Origin of the sequence: Streptomyces sp. NPDC017225, assembly GCF_044331465.1 — a bacterium.
Lineage (GTDB): Bacteria > Actinomycetota > Actinomycetes > Streptomycetales > Streptomycetaceae > Streptomyces.
In genome coordinates this window covers 312,532-328,013 of record NZ_JBIRNE010000006.1, presented here as the reverse complement: position 1 = coordinate 328,013, position 15,482 = coordinate 312,532, and the positions used below count along the sequence as shown (strand labels likewise).

At 71.9% G+C, this 15,482-nt stretch carries 10 protein-coding genes; 2 read left to right on the top strand and 8 right to left on the bottom strand.

What is annotated here, in order from left to right:
• Positions 1-121: 121 nt before the first annotated feature.
• The 3 genes from pkaE to ACH4NX_RS17030 all read right to left on the bottom strand — a co-directional run bounded on the left by pkaE (position 122) and on the right by ACH4NX_RS17030 (position 4,764).
• Positions 122-1,612, bottom strand: a complete 1,491-nt coding sequence (pkaE, locus tag ACH4NX_RS17040) for a serine/threonine protein kinase PkaE (protein WP_351389372.1) — start codon at positions 1,610-1,612, stop codon at positions 122-124.
• A gap of 38 nt (positions 1,613-1,650) precedes the next feature.
• Positions 1,651-2,385, bottom strand: a complete 735-nt coding sequence (locus ACH4NX_RS17035) for a hypothetical protein (RefSeq protein ID WP_398127642.1) — start codon at positions 2,383-2,385, stop codon at positions 1,651-1,653.
• 135 nt (positions 2,386-2,520) lie between these two features.
• Positions 2,521-4,764 (bottom strand): N-6 DNA methylase, encoded by a 2,244-nt coding sequence (locus ACH4NX_RS17030; protein ID WP_398127641.1) that lies wholly within the window; start codon positions 4,762-4,764, stop codon positions 2,521-2,523.
• A gap of 191 nt (positions 4,765-4,955) precedes the next feature.
• Here ACH4NX_RS17030 and ACH4NX_RS17025 point away from each other — a divergent pair, with 191 nt between their 5' ends.
• Entirely contained in the window at positions 4,956-5,438 is a 483-nt protein-coding gene (locus tag ACH4NX_RS17025) for a hypothetical protein (RefSeq protein ID WP_398127640.1), read from the top strand.
• Positions 5,439-5,458: 20 nt separating this feature from the next.
• On the opposite strand, the gene ACH4NX_RS17020 is transcribed toward ACH4NX_RS17025, so the two are convergent.
• On the bottom strand, positions 5,459-6,202 hold the full coding sequence (locus ACH4NX_RS17020; RefSeq protein ID WP_398127639.1) for an N-acetyltransferase: 744 nt from the start codon (positions 6,200-6,202) through the stop codon (positions 5,459-5,461).
• 67 nt (positions 6,203-6,269) lie between these two features.
• Positions 6,270-7,052 carry an HNH endonuclease family protein gene (locus tag ACH4NX_RS17015; RefSeq protein ID WP_398127638.1) on the bottom strand — a complete coding sequence of 261 codons (783 nt, stop codon included), beginning with the start codon at positions 7,050-7,052 and terminating at the stop codon, positions 6,270-6,272.
• 145 nt (positions 7,053-7,197) lie between these two features.
• On the opposite strand from ACH4NX_RS17015, the gene ACH4NX_RS17010 reads away from it, so the two are divergent.
• Positions 7,198-7,395: an antitoxin gene (locus ACH4NX_RS17010; RefSeq protein WP_351388883.1), complete on the top strand. Its 198-nt coding sequence runs from the start codon at positions 7,198-7,200 to the stop codon at positions 7,393-7,395.
• Positions 7,396-7,585: 190 nt separating this feature from the next.
• Here ACH4NX_RS17010 and mfd read toward each other — a convergent pair whose 3' ends face one another.
• The 3 genes from mfd to ACH4NX_RS16995 all read right to left on the bottom strand — a co-directional run bounded on the left by mfd (position 7,586) and on the right by ACH4NX_RS16995 (position 14,891).
• Entirely contained in the window at positions 7,586-11,119 is a 3,534-nt protein-coding gene (gene mfd / locus ACH4NX_RS17005; protein ID WP_398127637.1) for a transcription-repair coupling factor, read from the bottom strand.
• A 422-nt stretch (positions 11,120-11,541) separates the two neighbouring features.
• Positions 11,542-14,106 (bottom strand): FtsX-like permease family protein, encoded by a 2,565-nt coding sequence (locus ACH4NX_RS17000; protein WP_351388886.1) that lies wholly within the window; start codon positions 14,104-14,106, stop codon positions 11,542-11,544.
• Positions 14,103-14,891 (bottom strand): ABC transporter ATP-binding protein, encoded by a 789-nt coding sequence (locus ACH4NX_RS16995; RefSeq protein ID WP_351388888.1) that lies wholly within the window; start codon positions 14,889-14,891, stop codon positions 14,103-14,105. Before ACH4NX_RS16995 ends, ACH4NX_RS17000 begins: the two co-directional genes overlap by 4 nt.
• Positions 14,892-15,482 lie beyond the last annotated feature (591 nt).

Sequence of the window (15,482 nt, the reverse complement as noted above, 5' to 3'; positions counted from 1 at the left end):
GGTGCACAAAGTCTTGCGATGATCGATGGTAGGCAGTGGCCGGGCTCTGGCCAACCCATTCGACCAACGATTCACCAGGACTTCGGGCACCGCCTCGCCCCTGCCGGGGTGGTGGCGGTCGTCAGCCGCGTACCTGACCGAGCCACTGGAGGGTGCGCCGGATCTCGGCCGCGAGCGGGTGGCCGGGGCCGTGCAGGCGCTCCACGTCGTGCAGCAGCCGGGCCAGCGTCTCGTGGGCGGCGGCGCGGTCGCCCAGGGCGAGGAGCAGGTGGCCGATGCGGCGGCGGACGTCGTGGGCGAGGCCTGGGTCGCCGGCGACGTACTGGTTCTCGTAATAGGGCAGCAGCGCGCGGTACTCGGTGAGGGCGGCGGCCGGTTCGCCGAGCTGTTCCAGGCACTGGGCGGCTTCGTAGCGGTGACGCAGGGACTGCGGGTCGGCCTGGCCGGCCTCTGCGGCGCGTTCGTCGGCGAGGAGGCGCAGCTCCGGCAGGGCGCGCCGGTACTGGCCGTCGTCCATGAGGGTGGCCGCGTACTGCTTGCGAAGGGTGCGCACGACCGGGGAACGCTCGCCGTGCTGTTCGGCGGCGGCGGGCAGGATCGAGCCGAGGATGTCGACGGCCTGGGTGATGCGGCCCTCCCCGAGGAGGCGTTTGACGTCGTCGACGGCGCGGGCGACGTCCGGCTTGTCGGCCTCGGCGGCGGGCGCCACGGGGGCCGGCCGGGGCGCGGGGGTGCGTGCGCGGTCGGGCCAGGGGGCGTGCGGGCGTACGAAGGGGCGGGTGGGGTCGAGGGGCCCGCCGGTGGGTACGCCGCGCGCGGGCAGCAGCAGCGCCAGGTGCTCGTAGACCTCCTGGGCGGAGGCGGGGCGGTGCTGCGGGTCCTTGGCGAGCAGGCGCAGTACGAGGGTTTCGAGCGCCTCGGGGACCTCGGGGCGGATGCGGCGCACGGGCAGCGGCGGTTCGTACAGGTGCCGGTGGAGCACGCCGAGGGCGGTGGAGCCGGCGAACGGGACGTCGCCGCTGAGCAGTTCGTGCAGAAGCACGCCGAGTGCGTAGAGGTCGGTGTACGGGCCGACCGCGCCGCCCATCGCCTGCTCGGGTGCCATGTAGGCGGGCGAGCCTATGGGGGTGCCGGTGTGGGTGAGGCGGGTGGTGTCGGCGTCCATGACGGAGGCGACGCCGAGGTCGAGGACGGTGACGGTGCCGTCCTGCTTCACCATCACGTTGCGCGGCTTGAGGTCGCGGTGGACGATCGGCACGGCGTGCACGGCGCTCAGGACGGCGCAGAGCTGGGCCGCGACGGCGACCGACCACTGCCACGGGTACGGCTCGTGCTCGGCGAGGTGGTCGGAGAGGTCGGCGCCGTCGACGTACTGCATGACGAGGAACAGCTCCTCGCCCTCGCTGCCCGCGTCGTGCACGGTGACGAGGCCGGGGTGGTCGACCTGGGCGGTCACCCGGCACTCGCGAACGAACCGGCGGCGCAGTTCGTCGGCCTCCTGGCCGGCCACCTTGTCGGGGCGCAGCAGCTTCACCGCCACGCGCCGGTCGAGCCGCCGGTCGTACGCCGTCCAGACCTGGCCCATGCCGCCCTGCCCGATCAGCGTGGACAGCTCGTACCGGTCGGCGACGACACGTCCGGTCGTCACGGTCACCTTCCGCCCTGGTTGCCGCCGTTGCCATGGCCGGGGCCGTTGCCGTCGTGGTTGCGCAGGTAGTCGCTGAGCTCGTCGAGTTCGGCGCGGACCTGGTCGATGCGGGCGGGGGCGGGGTGCCGGGGCGGCGGCGGGCTGGAAGCGGGGCCCTGGGGCACGGGCGTCCGGGTCACCGGCGCCTGGGGTATCGGCGCCTGGGGTATCGGCGCCTGGGGTATCGGCGCCTGGGGTATCGGCGCCTGGGGCGCGGGGTGCGTCTGGAACCCGGGGTGCGCCGGCCTCGGGGCCGGGGCGAGCGGGGGCTGCGACACGACCGTGGGCGCGTACGGTCCCGCGGGGTGGGACTGGCCGTAGTACGCGGCGGGGGCCTGCCGCGGCGGCGCGTAGCCGGCGAACTGGCGCGGTGCGGCGTGCAGGCGTATGTCGACCACGAGGAAGTACGCGCTGGCCGCCGCTCCGATCAGCAGCAGAGCGATCATGGCGAGGTCCGTGCGGCGGTCGCTCTCCGGCAGCTCACCGACCACGGCGAGGCAGCCGATCGACACCGGCAGGCTCAGCCAGGCCACGGTCCAGTCGAGCCCGCGGCCGCGCAGCACGGCGATCCGGAACAGCGGGACGCAGGCGAGCAGACCGCACGTCAGGAAGCCCGCGGCGGCGAACAGTACGCGCAGGGTGATGACGGTGGCCGCGCCGCGGGAGGGCGGCGGCCCGGCGGCGCTGTTGCCGTACATGACTGCTCCTGGACGATGATGCCGACGTGCCGAACGGACGAACGGGCCGTTCAGTGTGGAAGTCCGAGCGTATAGGCCCGGACCGACAGTGGTCCCCGGTTGTACCGAACCGTTGCCGTACCGATCACCACCAGGTCACCGGCCGGGTGCCACCGTGCCGTCCGTGAGCCCGTCGTACATCCCGCGCACGAGCTGCTCGCCGAGGCGGCCCGCCAGCCTGAGCGCCCGCTCGAACTCGTCGAGGGCGCGGAAGCGGGCGCCGTAGCGGTGCTGGGCGTCGAGCGGGAGCCGGGGTAGCTGGAGGCGGCGGACGTCGAGCCGGGTGGCGGTGGAGGCGTAGCTGCTGGCCTGCCGGTTGTTGGCGGTGCCGCGCAGGAACCCGGCGAGGAACCAGGGGTCGAGCGCGGCGGGGTCGGGCCGCAGGAGGACGAGGTTGCGGCCCAGGGCGGCGCCGGCGGTGGCGTCGTCGATCACGCGCGCGACGGAACCGCCGCCGAGGACCGGGACGACGACGTCGCCGGGTTCGGTCAGTACGGGTTCCTCGTCGCTCTCGGGGAGGGTGCCGGAAGGGGCGGTGCCGGCGAGTACGTCGTGGTCGGTGAGCACCGGTACGCGGGCGTGGCCGCCGTTGGTGCCGGTGCGCAGCACGAGGGCGCCGCCTCGGGCGAGTTCGCCGACGGTGGTGAGCGGCCAGCGGGGCGCGGGCTGTGCGGTGCCGGTGGCCGAGGGGGTGGGGTCGGGGGCGATGCCGGGGGTGAGGTCGGCGGTCAGGCGCAGGGTCTCGTCGAGGCGCTCGCGTACGTCGGTGAGCCGTCCGGCGCCGTCGGCCGCGGCGGGGGGCGGCAGGTGGCGGGCGGGGGCGAGGTCGACGTCGTCGTCGAGGAGTTCGATGACGGGCAGGGAACGGGCCAGGCCGGGGCGGTCGTCGAGGCGGCCGGCGCGGTCGAAGTCCCGCCAGGCGTCGAGCACGGAGTCCCGCACGGCCCGCCAGTCGGGACCGCCGCGCCCCTCGCCGGCGAACCGCCCCACGTCGGCGAGCAGCACCTCGGGCTGCGCGGGCGCCTTCTCGGGCCGGCGCAGCACCCACAGGTGGAGCGGGATGTTGTACGGAGGTGCCGCCCCGACGGGCAGGGCGATCACGGCCCGCAGCGCGCCCCGGCGCAGCAGGTCGGCGCGGACGCGGCGGCCGGAGCGGCGGGAGGCGGCGGCGGGCGGCATGAGGAGGACGGCCGTGCCGCCGTCCCGCAGGCGGGCGAGCGCGTGCTGCACCCAGGCCAGCTCGGACTCGGTGCGGGCCGGGAAGCCGTACTCCCAGCGGGCGTCGTAGGCGAGTTCGTCGTGTCCCCAGTTGCGCTCGTTGAACGGCGGGTGGCACAGGACGGCGTCGGCGCGCAGCTCGGGGAAGGCGTCGGCGCGCAGGGTGTCGCCGGCGGCGGCGCGGACGCCGGCCCGGGTGTGCAGGGCCAGCCGGATGCCGGTGAGGGCGGCGAGGTCGGGGGCGCCGTCCTGGGCGTACAGCCGCTGGTCGGCCCGCTCGGCGCGGGGGGCGGGGCCGTCCGGCGCGGCGGCGCGCAGGAGGGCGCCGGTGCCGCAGGCGGGGTCGAGGACGGTGCGGGCGGGGCCGGCGAGGTCCGCCATGAGGCCGGCGAGGTCGGCGGGGGTGAGCGTGTACTGGCGGGGGTTGGCGTCGAGGTGCCGGCCGAGCAGGAACTCGAAGGTCTGCCGGGCCCCGAGTTCGGCGGCGAGTTCGGCGGTGCCGCGCAGGAGGGGAGCGGAGGGGAGGACGGCTGGGCCGGTGGGGGCGTGGAGGGCGGGGGTGTGCACGATCGGCGCGGCGGGGATGTGGCGGGCGGGGGTGTGCACGATCGGCTCGACGGGGGTGTGAACCCTCGGCGTGGTGTTCACGGAGGCCGGCGCTTTCCCGGAGCGTCCCGCGTGAACAGGGGCGACCGCACGGTCAGCGCTGGAGGCGTTCACAGCAGCCGTCCCGAAGCGCGCCGTCAGCATCTGGTCCAGCGCCTCGGGCAGCATCGCGGCGAGCCGTACGTCGGAGCCGGCGCTCACCTCCAGCCAGCGCGTGGGGCGGTCGTGGATCAGCAGCAGGACGCAGCCGGCGTGCTTGAGCGCGGTGACCGGGCCCTCGGGGTGGCCGACGAGTTGCTGCCAGACCCGTTCCCGCAGGGGAACCTCGGCGAGTTTGCCGTGTTCGCGCAGCCAGCCCTCCACCTCGGCGAGGGCGAAGGAGGGGCTGGTCTCGCTGCCGCCGACCGGCTTGGGGAAGTCGGCGTGCCGACGGCGCCAGTTGCTGACGGCCGCCCGGCCGACGCCGGCGAGCCGGGCGATTCCAGCGGCGGTCACTTCTGTCGCGTTGTCCTGCACCCGCACGGCCCCCTCGTCGATGGTGTGTCGGCGAGCATACCGACGTGGACGCACCCTCCTCGATTCACGCCGTGTACGCGCACAGCCCTGTGAACTTGGTTGACTCGGTTCACACGCTCTGATCTTATTGACCCCGCGAACAAGCAACCGCCGAGAAGGTGGCGGTTGCCGCATGGGGAGGGAACACAGCCATGGGCATGAAGACCAAGATTGCGCTGGGGGCCGTCGTGGGGCTCGTCGTCATCGGCGCGGTGTCGGCGAACTCCGGTGACGGGGGCGGCGACGGCAAGAGCGACAGCCGGACCTCGGCGAGCGCGGGCGAGAAGTCCGGCGACGCGAAGCCGGACGGCAGGTCCGACGCGAAGCCCGCCGAGGACAAGGCCGTCGAGAAGGCATCCCAGGCCGATCAGTTCAAGGCGTTCGTGCGGAAGAACGGAACGGCGGCGGAGAAGGACGCCGTCTCCCACGTCACCAAGGTGCAGGGCGCCGACGAGCAGAACGACATCCTCGATGCGGCCGACGTCTACACCAACTTCACCGGCGGCCTCATGGGCGAGGGCACGGGTCCCGCCAATCTCATCGCCTCCGCGTTCGCCGACTGGAAGCAGAGCGAGAACGGCCTCGTCACCGTCTACGACGCCGACGGCGAACTGCTCGGCAACGGCGAGTTCTGACGGGCCGGGACCCGAGAAGCTCAAAGCGCGTGGCGCATCCACACGTTCGGCTCGACGTACACCGCGTATCCGCGCTCCGGTTCGCAGCGCACCGGCACCAGGGCGCCGGGAACCTCGACGTCCCCGGCGGTGTCGAAGGGCAGGCCCGTCCAGCGCCGCCACTCGTCCAGCGAGCCGGAGACGGTCATGGAGGCCGGGGCCACTGAGTCGAGGGCGGCGCCGGCCCGGGCGTGGACCCGCAGCCAGGGATCGTGGGGCAGGCCGTCGGGGCGCAGGCGCCGGGCGCACTCCTCGATGGGGGCGTGGGGTTCGAGGTGCTTCGCGCTGGGGCGGACGGGGGCGACGACCTCGCGGAAACCACGGGCACGGGCGTTGTCGCGCATCGCGGCGAGCATCCGGCCGGACAGGCCGAGCCCCTGGGCGTGCGGGGCGACGGTCACCGAGACGGCACTGACGGTGTCGGGCCGGACACCGTGGCGCAGGTCACCGAAGGCCCGGACGAGCACCTCGCTCCAGCCGCGCGCGGGCAGCGTGCCACGCCCCTCGGCGTGCAGAGCGAACGGCACGCTGTGGCCGTGGGCGACCACCTCGCCGTGCTCGTCCTCGGCGAACTGCACGTACTCGGGCAGTTCGGCGGCGATGCGCGGGTAGTGGGCGTTGCCCGACATGTCCTCGACCGCGAACGCGGGCCAGCTGTCGGCCATTCCACGGACCCGGTCCAGCATCTCCGGGCGCTCGGCGAGACTCGACACCTTCAGCTCCATGGAGTCACGGTAGGCAGGAGCGCCGACGGCCCGGAAGCGGTTTTCGTCACCACTCCCCAGGCCCGCGTCAGCCGCCGCACTGCTTCAGCATCATCTGCCTGTCGGACGCCGTCACCGCCAGTTCGTACTTGTCGGCGACCTGCGCGAAGCGGACGGCGTACGCGCACCGGACCGTCCTGCTGGGCGGGAGCCAGGTGGCCGGCCCCGAGTCCCCCTTGGCGGAGTTGGCCCGGCCCTCGACCGGCAGCAGGTTGAGCGGGTCGTTCGCCAGTTGTTCGCGCTTGCTCTCCGCCCACCGCGAGGAGCCCATCTGCCAGCTGTACGACAGCGGCACGACGTGGTCGATCTGGACCTCGCTCGCGTTCTGCTTGCGCCACTCGATGCTCGTCCCGGTGTACGGATCGTCCAGGGTCATGGCGACGATCACGCAGTCGGAGCCGGAGCGGAAGCGCAGCTTCTCACCATCGCGTTTCAGCAGGTCGTTCCGCGTGTCACAACCGTTGCGGGCGAACGGCACGCCGTCGGCCGTGTCCATCCAGGCGTAGCCGAACTCGTCGCGGTCGTACCCCGTCTTGGGGCCGCGCCCCTTGGTCTCCAGGCCCTCGATGAGCTTCCGGGCCGTCGACTGGCGGGTGTCGCCCGTGACCGGGGCGAGACCGGGTTCGGTTCCGTCCGGGTTGTCCAGCGGGCTGACGGCCTGGCCCGCGGCCCGCCCCTCGGCCGGCGCCCCGGCAGCGCTGCCCGAGCTCGAGTCACCGTCGCCGTCGAGGCCCTCGCACCCGGTGACCAGGGCCAGAGCGAGGGCCGCCCCCGCCGCCCATCCGGTACGGATCCTGCTGTGTCGCCTCATGCGGGCCCCTCCCCTTGCCGTTTCGCCGTACCACCGTAGCGACGGAGAGGTCCAGACCATAGTGGGCCTTATCGGCCTCTATTGGGCATACGGAACATATGTGCCGTAACGTCGGAGGTGAGTCACGTCTCGGAAGGAGCTCTGCATGGGCATCCTCGACAAGATGAAGAACATGGCCGGCAAGGACAAGGACAGGTCAAGGAAGATGTCCGACGCCGCCGAGCAACAGGTCAACAAGAGGACCGGCGGCAAGCACGCCAAGCAGGTCGACGCCGCACAGCAGCGGGCCGAGGGCAAACTCGGCTTCGGGCGTGAGCGTGGCGGCGGCAGGCCCGACCAGTAGCGAGGCGCATCAGGGCGCCGCGCACCCCGAACCCGCCGAAGCCGTCCACGGGCCTGTCCCCGTGGACGGCTTCACCACATCGGCGAGCGGCTACCGGCCCAGAGCCCCAGGTCAGGGCCCGACAACCGGATCACGGGCCCAAGGCCCGGATCACGAGCCCAGGGCCCGGATCGCGAGCCCAGGGCCCGGATCACGAGCCCAGGATCGAGGTCAGGAACTCCCCCACCCAGCCGAGCAGTTCCCGCCCGACCAGCGGCTTTCCGCCCACCTTCGCGGTCTTCGGGCGCGGCACCAGGACCTGGTGGGCGCCCGCCTTGATGACGCTTCCGGGGTAGAGGCGCTTGAGCCTCAGTTCCTGGGACTCGCGCAACTCGACCGGCGCGAACCGGATGTTGTTGCCTTGGAGCACGATCTCGCCGACGGCGCACGCCCGCGCGAGCATCCGCAGGCCCGCAACCAGCAGCAGGTTTTCCACCGGCTCCGGCAACTTGCCGTAGCGGTCGACGAGTTCCTCGCGTACGGCCTTGACGTCCTCCTCGCTGTTGGCGGAGGCGATGGACCGGTACGCCTGGAGCCGCAGCCGCTCGCCCGGGGCGTAGTCGTGCGGGACGTGCGCGTCGACGGGCAGCTCGATCTTGACCTCGAGCGGCGGCTCCTCCTCGGCACCGCCCTCCAGGGAGGCCCGGTAGTCGGCGACCGCCTCGCCGACCATCCGTACGTACAGGTCGAAGCCGACGCCCGCGATGTGGCCGGACTGCTCACCGCCGAGGAGGTTGCCCGCGCCGCGGATCTCCAGGTCCTTCATCGCCACGTACATGCCCGCGCCCATCTCGGTGTGCTGGGCGATGGTGGCGAGCCGCTCGTGCGCGGTCTCGGTCAGCGGCTTCTCCGGCGGGTAGAGGAAGTACGCGTAGCCGCGCTCGCGGCCTCGGCCGACGCGGCCGCGCAGCTGGTGGAGCTGGCTGAGGCCGAAGTTGTCGCCGCGCTCGACGATGAGGGTGTTGGCGTTGGAGATGTCGATGCCGGACTCGACGATGGTCGTGGAGACCAGCACGTCGAACTTCTTCTCCCAGAAGTCGACGACGACCTGCTCCAGGGCCTGTTCCGACATCTGGCCGTGGGCGGTGGCGATGCGCGCCTCGGGGACGATCTCGCGGAGCTTGGCCGCCGCGCGGTCGATGGACTCGACGCGGTTGTGGATGTAGAAGACCTGGCCCTCGCGCAGCAGCTCGCGGCGGATCGCGGCGCCGATCTGCCTGTGCTCGTAGGGGCCGACGAAGGTCAGCACCGGGTGGCGCTCCTCCGGCGGGGTGGTGATCGTCGACATCTCGCGGATGCCGGTGACCGCCATCTCCAGGGTGCGCGGGATGGGCGTGGCGGACATGGTCAGGACGTCGACGTTGGCGCGGAGCTTCTTCAGCTGCTCCTTGTGCTCGACGCCGAAGCGCTGCTCCTCGTCGACGATGACCAGGCCGAGGTCCTTGAACTTCGTCTCGGAGGAGAAGAGGCGGTGGGTGCCGATGACGATGTCCACCGAACCCTCGCGCAGACCCTCCAGGGTCGCCTTCGACTCGGTGTCGGTCTGGAAGCGGGACAGCGCCCTCACGTTCACCGGGAACTGGGCGTACCGCTCGCTGAACGTCCCGAAGTGCTGCTGCACCAGCAGCGTCGTCGGCACGAGTACGGCCACCTGCTTGCCGTCCTGGACGGCCTTGAAGGCGGCGCGCACCGCGATCTCGGTCTTGCCGTAGCCGACGTCGCCGCAGATCAGGCGGTCCATGGGGACCGTCTTTTCCATGTCCTCCTTGACCTCGGCGATGGTGGTGAGCTGGTCCGGGGTCTCCACGTAGGGGAAGGCGTCCTCCAGCTCGCGCTGCCAGGGGGTGTCCGTGCCGAACGCGTGCCCCGGCGCCGCCATCCGCGCGCTGTACAGCTTGATCAGGTCGGCGGCGATCTCCTTGACCGCCTTCTTCGCGCGGGCCTTGGTCTTGGTCCAGTCGGCGCCGCCCAGGCGGTGCAGCGTGGGGGCCTCGCCGCCGACGTACTTGGTGATCTGCTCCAGCTGGTCGGTGGGGATGTAGAGCCGGTCGCCGGGCTGGCCGCGCTTGGCGGGGGCGTACTCCACGACCAGGTACTCGCGGGTGGCGCCCTGCACGGTGCGCTGGACCATCTCGATGTAGCGGCCGACGCCGTGCTGCTCGTGGACGATGTAGTCGCCCGCTTCCAGGGTCAGCGGGTCGATGGTCTTGCGGCGCCGGGCCGGCATCCGGGCGCCCTCGCGGCCGGCGGCCTTCTGCCCGGTCAGGTCGGTCTCGGTGAGCACGGCGAGCCTGAGGGCCTGGTCGACGAAGCCGTAGTCGATCGAACCGCAGGAGACGTGCACGACGGAGGGGCTGAGGGTGCCGAGGTCGTTGTCCAGGCGGGCCGCGATGCCCTCGCCGCCGAGGACCTCGACGGTGCGGGCGGCCGGGCCGTGGCCCTCGGTGACGTAGACCGCGCGCCAGCCGTCGGCGAGCCAGCCCTTGGTGTCGGCCAGCGCCTTGGCGGTGTCGCCGCGGTAGGTCTCCGGGGCGTGCATGCCGAGCTTGAGCGTGTCGGCGTCGTCCAGCGCGTCGTCGGCGGCGAACGGCGACACCGACCACCACATCATGTCCAGCTCGCGGGCCCGCTCCCGGACGTCCGCGATGGACCACAGGGAGGCGGCGTCGACGTCGATCGGCGCCTCGCCGCCGCCCGCGGTGGCCGCCCAGGAGGCCTGGAGGAACTCCTGGCTCGTGGCCACCAGGTCGGCGGCGCGCGTGCGCACCCGCTCCGGGTCGCAGACCAGGGCCATCGAGCCCTTGGGCAGCACGTCCAGCAGCAGTTCCACGTCGTCGACGAGGACGGGGGCCAGGGACTCCATGCCCTCGACCGCGATGCCCTCGGCGATCTTGCCGAGCAGTTCGCCCAGCTCGGGGTGGTCCTCGGCGAGGACCCGGGCCCGCTCCCGTACGTCGTCGGTGAGCAGCAGCTCACGGCAGGGCGGGGCCCACACCCCGTGGTCGGCGACCTCCAGGGAGCGCTGGTCGGCGACCTTGAAGTAGCGGATCTCCTCGACGTCGTCGCCCCAGAACTCGACGCGGAGGGGGTGCTCCTCGGTCGGCGGGAAGACGTCCAGGATGCCGCCGCGCACGGCGAACTCGCCGCGCTTCTCCACCAGCTCCACCCGCGCGTACGCGGCGGCCGCCAGGGCCTCGACGATCTCGTTCAGGTCGGCGCTCTGCCCGGTGCGCAGCGCCACCGGCTCCAGGTCGCCGAGGCCCTTGACCTGCGGCTGGAGCACGGAACGCACGGGCGCGACGACGACGGAGACCGGGCCGGTCTCGGGGTCGTCGGGGCGGGGGTGGGCCAGGCGCCGCAGGACGGCCAGCCGACGGCCGACGGTGTCGCTGCGGGGGCTGAGCCGCTCGTGCGGGAGCGTCTCCCAGGAGGGGTACTCCACCACGCCCTCCGGGGGCAGCAGCGAGCGCAGGGCCGCGGCCAGGTCCTCCGCCTCGCGCCCCGTCGCCGTCACCGCCAGCACGGGGCGGCCCGTCTCGCGGGCCAGCGCGGCGACCGAGAAGGCGCGGGCCGCGGGCGGGCCGACCAGGTCGACGTGCATGCGGTTGCCGTCCGCGGCCGCGGAGATCGCTTCCGCGAGGGCGGTGTCCTTGACGACGGCGTCGAGCAGACCGTGCAGGCTCATGGAGGGGGCGCTTCCGTCCTGGGGTGCTGGGTGCGGGTGCTGGGGTGGACAACACGAGTAACCCGGCGGTGTGAGGGCCGGGGGTGTCCAGCGTACGACGCTGCGCGGGCCGGCGTGGGGGGCTGTGGATGACGCCGGCGCCAGGTTGACCGGCATGGCGGTGCCCCACCGGGGGCTCCGCCCCCTGGGCCCTCTGCCCGTGGCCACCCACCACCCGGCTCGGCGGACTGGAAGGCGGCGCACCAGGCGCACCGGAAGGAGCCCGGCGCCGGAGCCCCCTCGGGACTTCCGGCACCGGGCTCTCTCCTCCGCAACCCCCGTATGCGGTGGCTTCTCGGTCGCTACTCCGTCATTCCTGTCACTCGGTCACTTGGTCACTCGGTCTCTTGGTCACTCGGTCTTTTGGTCACTCGGTCTCTCGGTCACTCCGTCGCGATGGCGCTCAGGACGTTCATCCGGCCCGCGCGGAACGCCGGCACCAGGGCGGCGAACAGGCCTACGAAGGCCGAGCCGATGAAGACACCGATGATCGTCGGCCACGGGATGTCGAGGACGTTCAGACCCTCCAGGGCGAGCAGCCTCTGCGCCGTGGCGCCCCAGCCCATGCCCAGTCCCAGGCCCAGCAGGGCGCCGAAGAGGGCGATGACGACGGACTCCATGCGGATCATGCGGCGCAGCTGGCGCCGGGAGAGACCGATCGCCCGCATCAGGCCGATCTCGCGGGTCCGCTCGACCACCGACAGCGCCAGCGTGTTCACCACACCGAGGACCGCGACGATGATCGCCAGGGCGAGCAGACCGTAGACCATGTTCAGCAGCTGGCCGACCTGGTCCTTCAGCTCCTGCTTGTAGTCGGTCTGGTCGGCCACCTGGTACTGCGGGTACGCGTCCAGCGACTTCTTCAGCGCGGCGTACGCCTGCTCCCCCTGGCCGTCCTTCGCCTTGGCGAACATGATCGTGTTCGGCGGGACGCTGTCGGCCGGCAGGTACTTCCGCATCGTCTCGATGCTGATGTACCGGGCGCCCTGGTCGATGGCCACGTCGTCGTCCGTGATCGCGGCGACCTTCAGCTTCGCGGTCTCGCCGCCCTTGAAGGCGACGGAGATCGTGTCGCCGACGTGCACGTCGTGCTTCTTCGCGTAGTCCGCGCCGACCGACATGGCGTCCGGCCCGTAGGCGGCGGAGAGCTTGCCCTCCGTCGTCACGCGGTTCACGTCCTGGGCGTAGGTCGGGTCGGCGGCCGTGATGCCGTCGTCGTCCGTCTTGCCGTCGGGCGAGGTCAGCGTGGCGTCGAGCATCTTGTAGCGGGTGACGTGCTCCAGTCCGGGCGTGTCCTGCATCGCCTTCTCGGCCTGCGGCACGATCCGCTGGTTGCCCTGGACGATGAAGTCGGCGCCGACGGTCTTGTCCAGCTCGCTCGTGGCCGAGGCGACCATGGAGGAGCCGACCACCGACAGACAGGCGACCAGTGCGAGGCCGATCATCAGGGCGGCACCCGTGGCGCCGGTTCGGCGCGGGTTGCGCAGGGCGTTGCGCTCGGCCAGGCGGCCGACCGGGCCGAAGGCCCGCAGCAGCACCGCGCTGATCATCCGCACCACGAAGCCCGCCAGCAGCGGGCCGACGACGACGAAGCCGATGAGGGACAGCACGATGCCCGCGCCGAGCATCAGCGAACCCTCGCTCGCCTTGTCGGCGGCGGCCGCCGTGAACAGGGCCGCGGCACCCGCGCCGGTGAGGACCAGACCGATCAGTCCGCGTATCCGGCCGGCCTTGCCGTCGGCCGGCGTACCGGCGTCGCGCAGGGCGGCCATCGGGGAGACCTTGCCCGCGCGGCGGGCCGGCAGGTAGGCGGCCAGGACGGTGACCACGATGCCGAGCACCAGGCCGACCACCGGGGTCGCCGTCTTGATGGTCAGGTCGTCGGTGGAGAGGTTCATCCCGGCCGCCGACATCAGCTTCATCAGGCCGACGGCGATTCCGACACCGGCCGCGACACCGAGGATCGAGCCGACGATGCCGAGGAGGAAGGCCTCGACCAGCACCGAGCGGTTGACCTGCTTGCGGGAGGAGCCGATGGCCCGCATCAGGCCTATCTCGCGGGTGCGCTGGGCGACCAGCATGGAGAAGGTGTTGATGATCAGGAAGATGCCGACCAGGAACGCGATGCCGGCGAAGCCGAGCATGGCGTACTTGATGACGTTCATGAACTCGCCGAGTTCCTTGCGGTTCTCGTCGGAGTTCTCCTTCGCCGTCTGCACCTTGTAGGTGCCGTCCATGGCCTGGGAGACGTTCTGCTTGAGCTGCGTGTCGGAGACACCGGCCGCGGCGACGACGTTGAACTGGGTGAACTTGCCGGTGGAGCCGAGCAGTTCGCGCTGGGCGGTGGGCGTGTCGAAGTAGATGACGGCGGCACCGGGGTTGGTCACCGTGAAGGAGGCGATGCCGACGATCTCCGCCTTGAAGTCGCCGGTCTGCGCGATGGTGCGCAGTTCGTCACCGAGCTTCAGGCCGTGCTTGTCGGCGGTGTCGGCGTCGACCATCAACTCGGTGGGCCCGCGCGGGGCGTGCCCGGACGTGATCTCCATCGACCGGAGGTCGTTGTTCGTCCAGTTGCCGGCGATCGTCGGGGCGCCACTGGTGGCGCCCACGTTGTCGTTGTCACTGTCGACGACGGTCACGTTCATCGAACTGACCATGCCCTCGGCCGACTCGACCCCGTCGACCGCGCGGACCTGCTCCAGCGCGGACTCCGGCAGCGACTCGGGCACCCCGCTCTGCGGGGTGTCCTCGCTCTTGGCCTCCTTCGGCATGACCGTCACGTCCGACGAGGTGACCGCGAAGAGCTTGTCGAAGGTGGTGTTCATCGTGTCCGTGAACACCAGGGTGCCGCACACGAACGCCACCGACAGCAGCACCGCCACCGCCGACAGGGCCATACGCCCCTTGTGCGCGAGGAAGTTGCGCATCGAGGTCTTGACGACGGTCATGACGTGCGCCCCCGGGCGTCGAAGTCCTTCATGCGGTCCAGGACGGCGTCCGCGGTCGGCTTGTGCATCTCGTCCACGATCCGGCCGTCGGCGAGGTAGAGCACCCGGTCCGCGTAGCTGGCGGCCACCGGGTCGTGGGTGACCATCACGATGGTCTGGCCCAGTTCGGTGACCGACTGGCGCAGGAAGCCGAGCACCTCCGCGCCGGCGCGCGAGTCGAGGTTTCCGGTCGGCTCGTCACCGAAGATGATCTCGGGCCGCGCGGCCAGCGCCCGCGCCACCGCGACCCGCTGCTGCTGGCCGCCGGAGAGCTGGTTCGGCCGGTGCTTGAGCCGCTCGGCGAGCCCCACGGTCTCCACGACCCGGTCCAGCCACGCACGGTCGTACTTGCGCCCGGCTATGTCCATGGGCAGCGTGATGTTCTCGATCGCGTTGAGCGTCGGGAGCAGGTTGAAGGCCTGGAAGATGAAGCCGATCCGGTCCCGGCGCAGCTGCGTGAGCCGCTTGTCCTTCAGGCCGGTGATCTCGGTCTCGTCGAGGTAGATCTGCCCGCTGGTCACGGTGTCCAGGCCGGCCAGGCAGTGCATCAGCGTCGACTTGCCGGACCCGGACGGTCCCATGATCGCGGTGAACTGGCCGCGGGCGATGTCCACGTCCACGTGGTCGAGGGCGACCACCCGGGTCTCACCCGTTCCGTACGCCTTCACGACCTGCCGCGCTCGCGCGGCAACGGCCGTACGTCCTCCAGTGCTCCCGTGCGTGGGAATACTTACGGCCGATGTCATGTCAAGTCTCCTATGTCGGTCATCAGATGAGCCGCCGGTGCCGTCAGCCCGCCTGAGCGGTACCGGTGAACGTGTGTGCTGCGGTGCTGCGATCCCTCGCGGTGTACGTACCGCCGTGCGTGTGCCGTGCTGCTGCGTGTGCCGTGCTGCTACGTCGAAGAGTCTGGCCGGAACCAGGGGGCGACCGCGCTGGTGTTCAGCGCACTCTTTTCCTGTGGAAAACCCCACCCCCGGGGGTCCGGTTCGCCACCCCCCAGCGGCGTAAAGCCAGATTAAGGACGTCACCGGGCCCGTCTCGTCCTCCGTCGGTACGAACCCTCCCCAGGCCGTAGTACGGAGGTACCCCTAGGGGTAGTCCCCCCTTCGGCGGAGGAGACCTCGGGGTTGTCCCCCGCCCGAGACGCCTCGAGCATCCACCCTCCGGCTACGTCAGGGTCAAGACGCCGAGGTCAGGACGTCAGGATCAGGACATCGGGGTCGAGTGCGGCCGGACGGCGGGCGAATGCCGGACACGTGGGCCGTCGCGTGGCCCCTCCTCGCACGGTGCGGGGGTGGGCCGCCGCGTGGCCCCTCCTCGCACGGTGCGGGTCC

Excerpts from the sequence above, each read along its gene's own strand:
- ACH4NX_RS17035 (WP_398127642.1), bottom strand. The coding sequence starts at position 2,385 with ATGTACGGCAACAGCGCCGCCGGGCCGCCGCCCTCCCGCGGCGCGGCC.
- ACH4NX_RS17025 (WP_398127640.1), top strand. The coding sequence starts at position 4,956 with ATGGGCATGAAGACCAAGATTGCGCTGGGGGCCGTCGTGGGGCTCGTC.
- ACH4NX_RS17020 (WP_398127639.1), bottom strand. The coding sequence starts at position 6,202 with ATGGAGCTGAAGGTGTCGAGTCTCGCCGAGCGCCCGGAGATGCTGGAC.
- ACH4NX_RS17015 (WP_398127638.1), bottom strand. The coding sequence starts at position 7,052 with ATGAGGCGACACAGCAGGATCCGTACCGGATGGGCGGCGGGGGCGGCC.
- ACH4NX_RS17010 (WP_351388883.1), top strand. The coding sequence starts at position 7,198 with ATGGGCATCCTCGACAAGATGAAGAACATGGCCGGCAAGGACAAGGAC.
- mfd (WP_398127637.1), bottom strand. The coding sequence starts at position 11,119 with ATGAGCCTGCACGGTCTGCTCGACGCCGTCGTCAAGGACACCGCCCTC.
- ACH4NX_RS17000 (WP_351388886.1), bottom strand. The coding sequence starts at position 14,106 with ATGACCGTCGTCAAGACCTCGATGCGCAACTTCCTCGCGCACAAGGGG.
- ACH4NX_RS16995 (WP_351388888.1), bottom strand. The coding sequence starts at position 14,891 with ATGACATCGGCCGTAAGTATTCCCACGCACGGGAGCACTGGAGGACGT.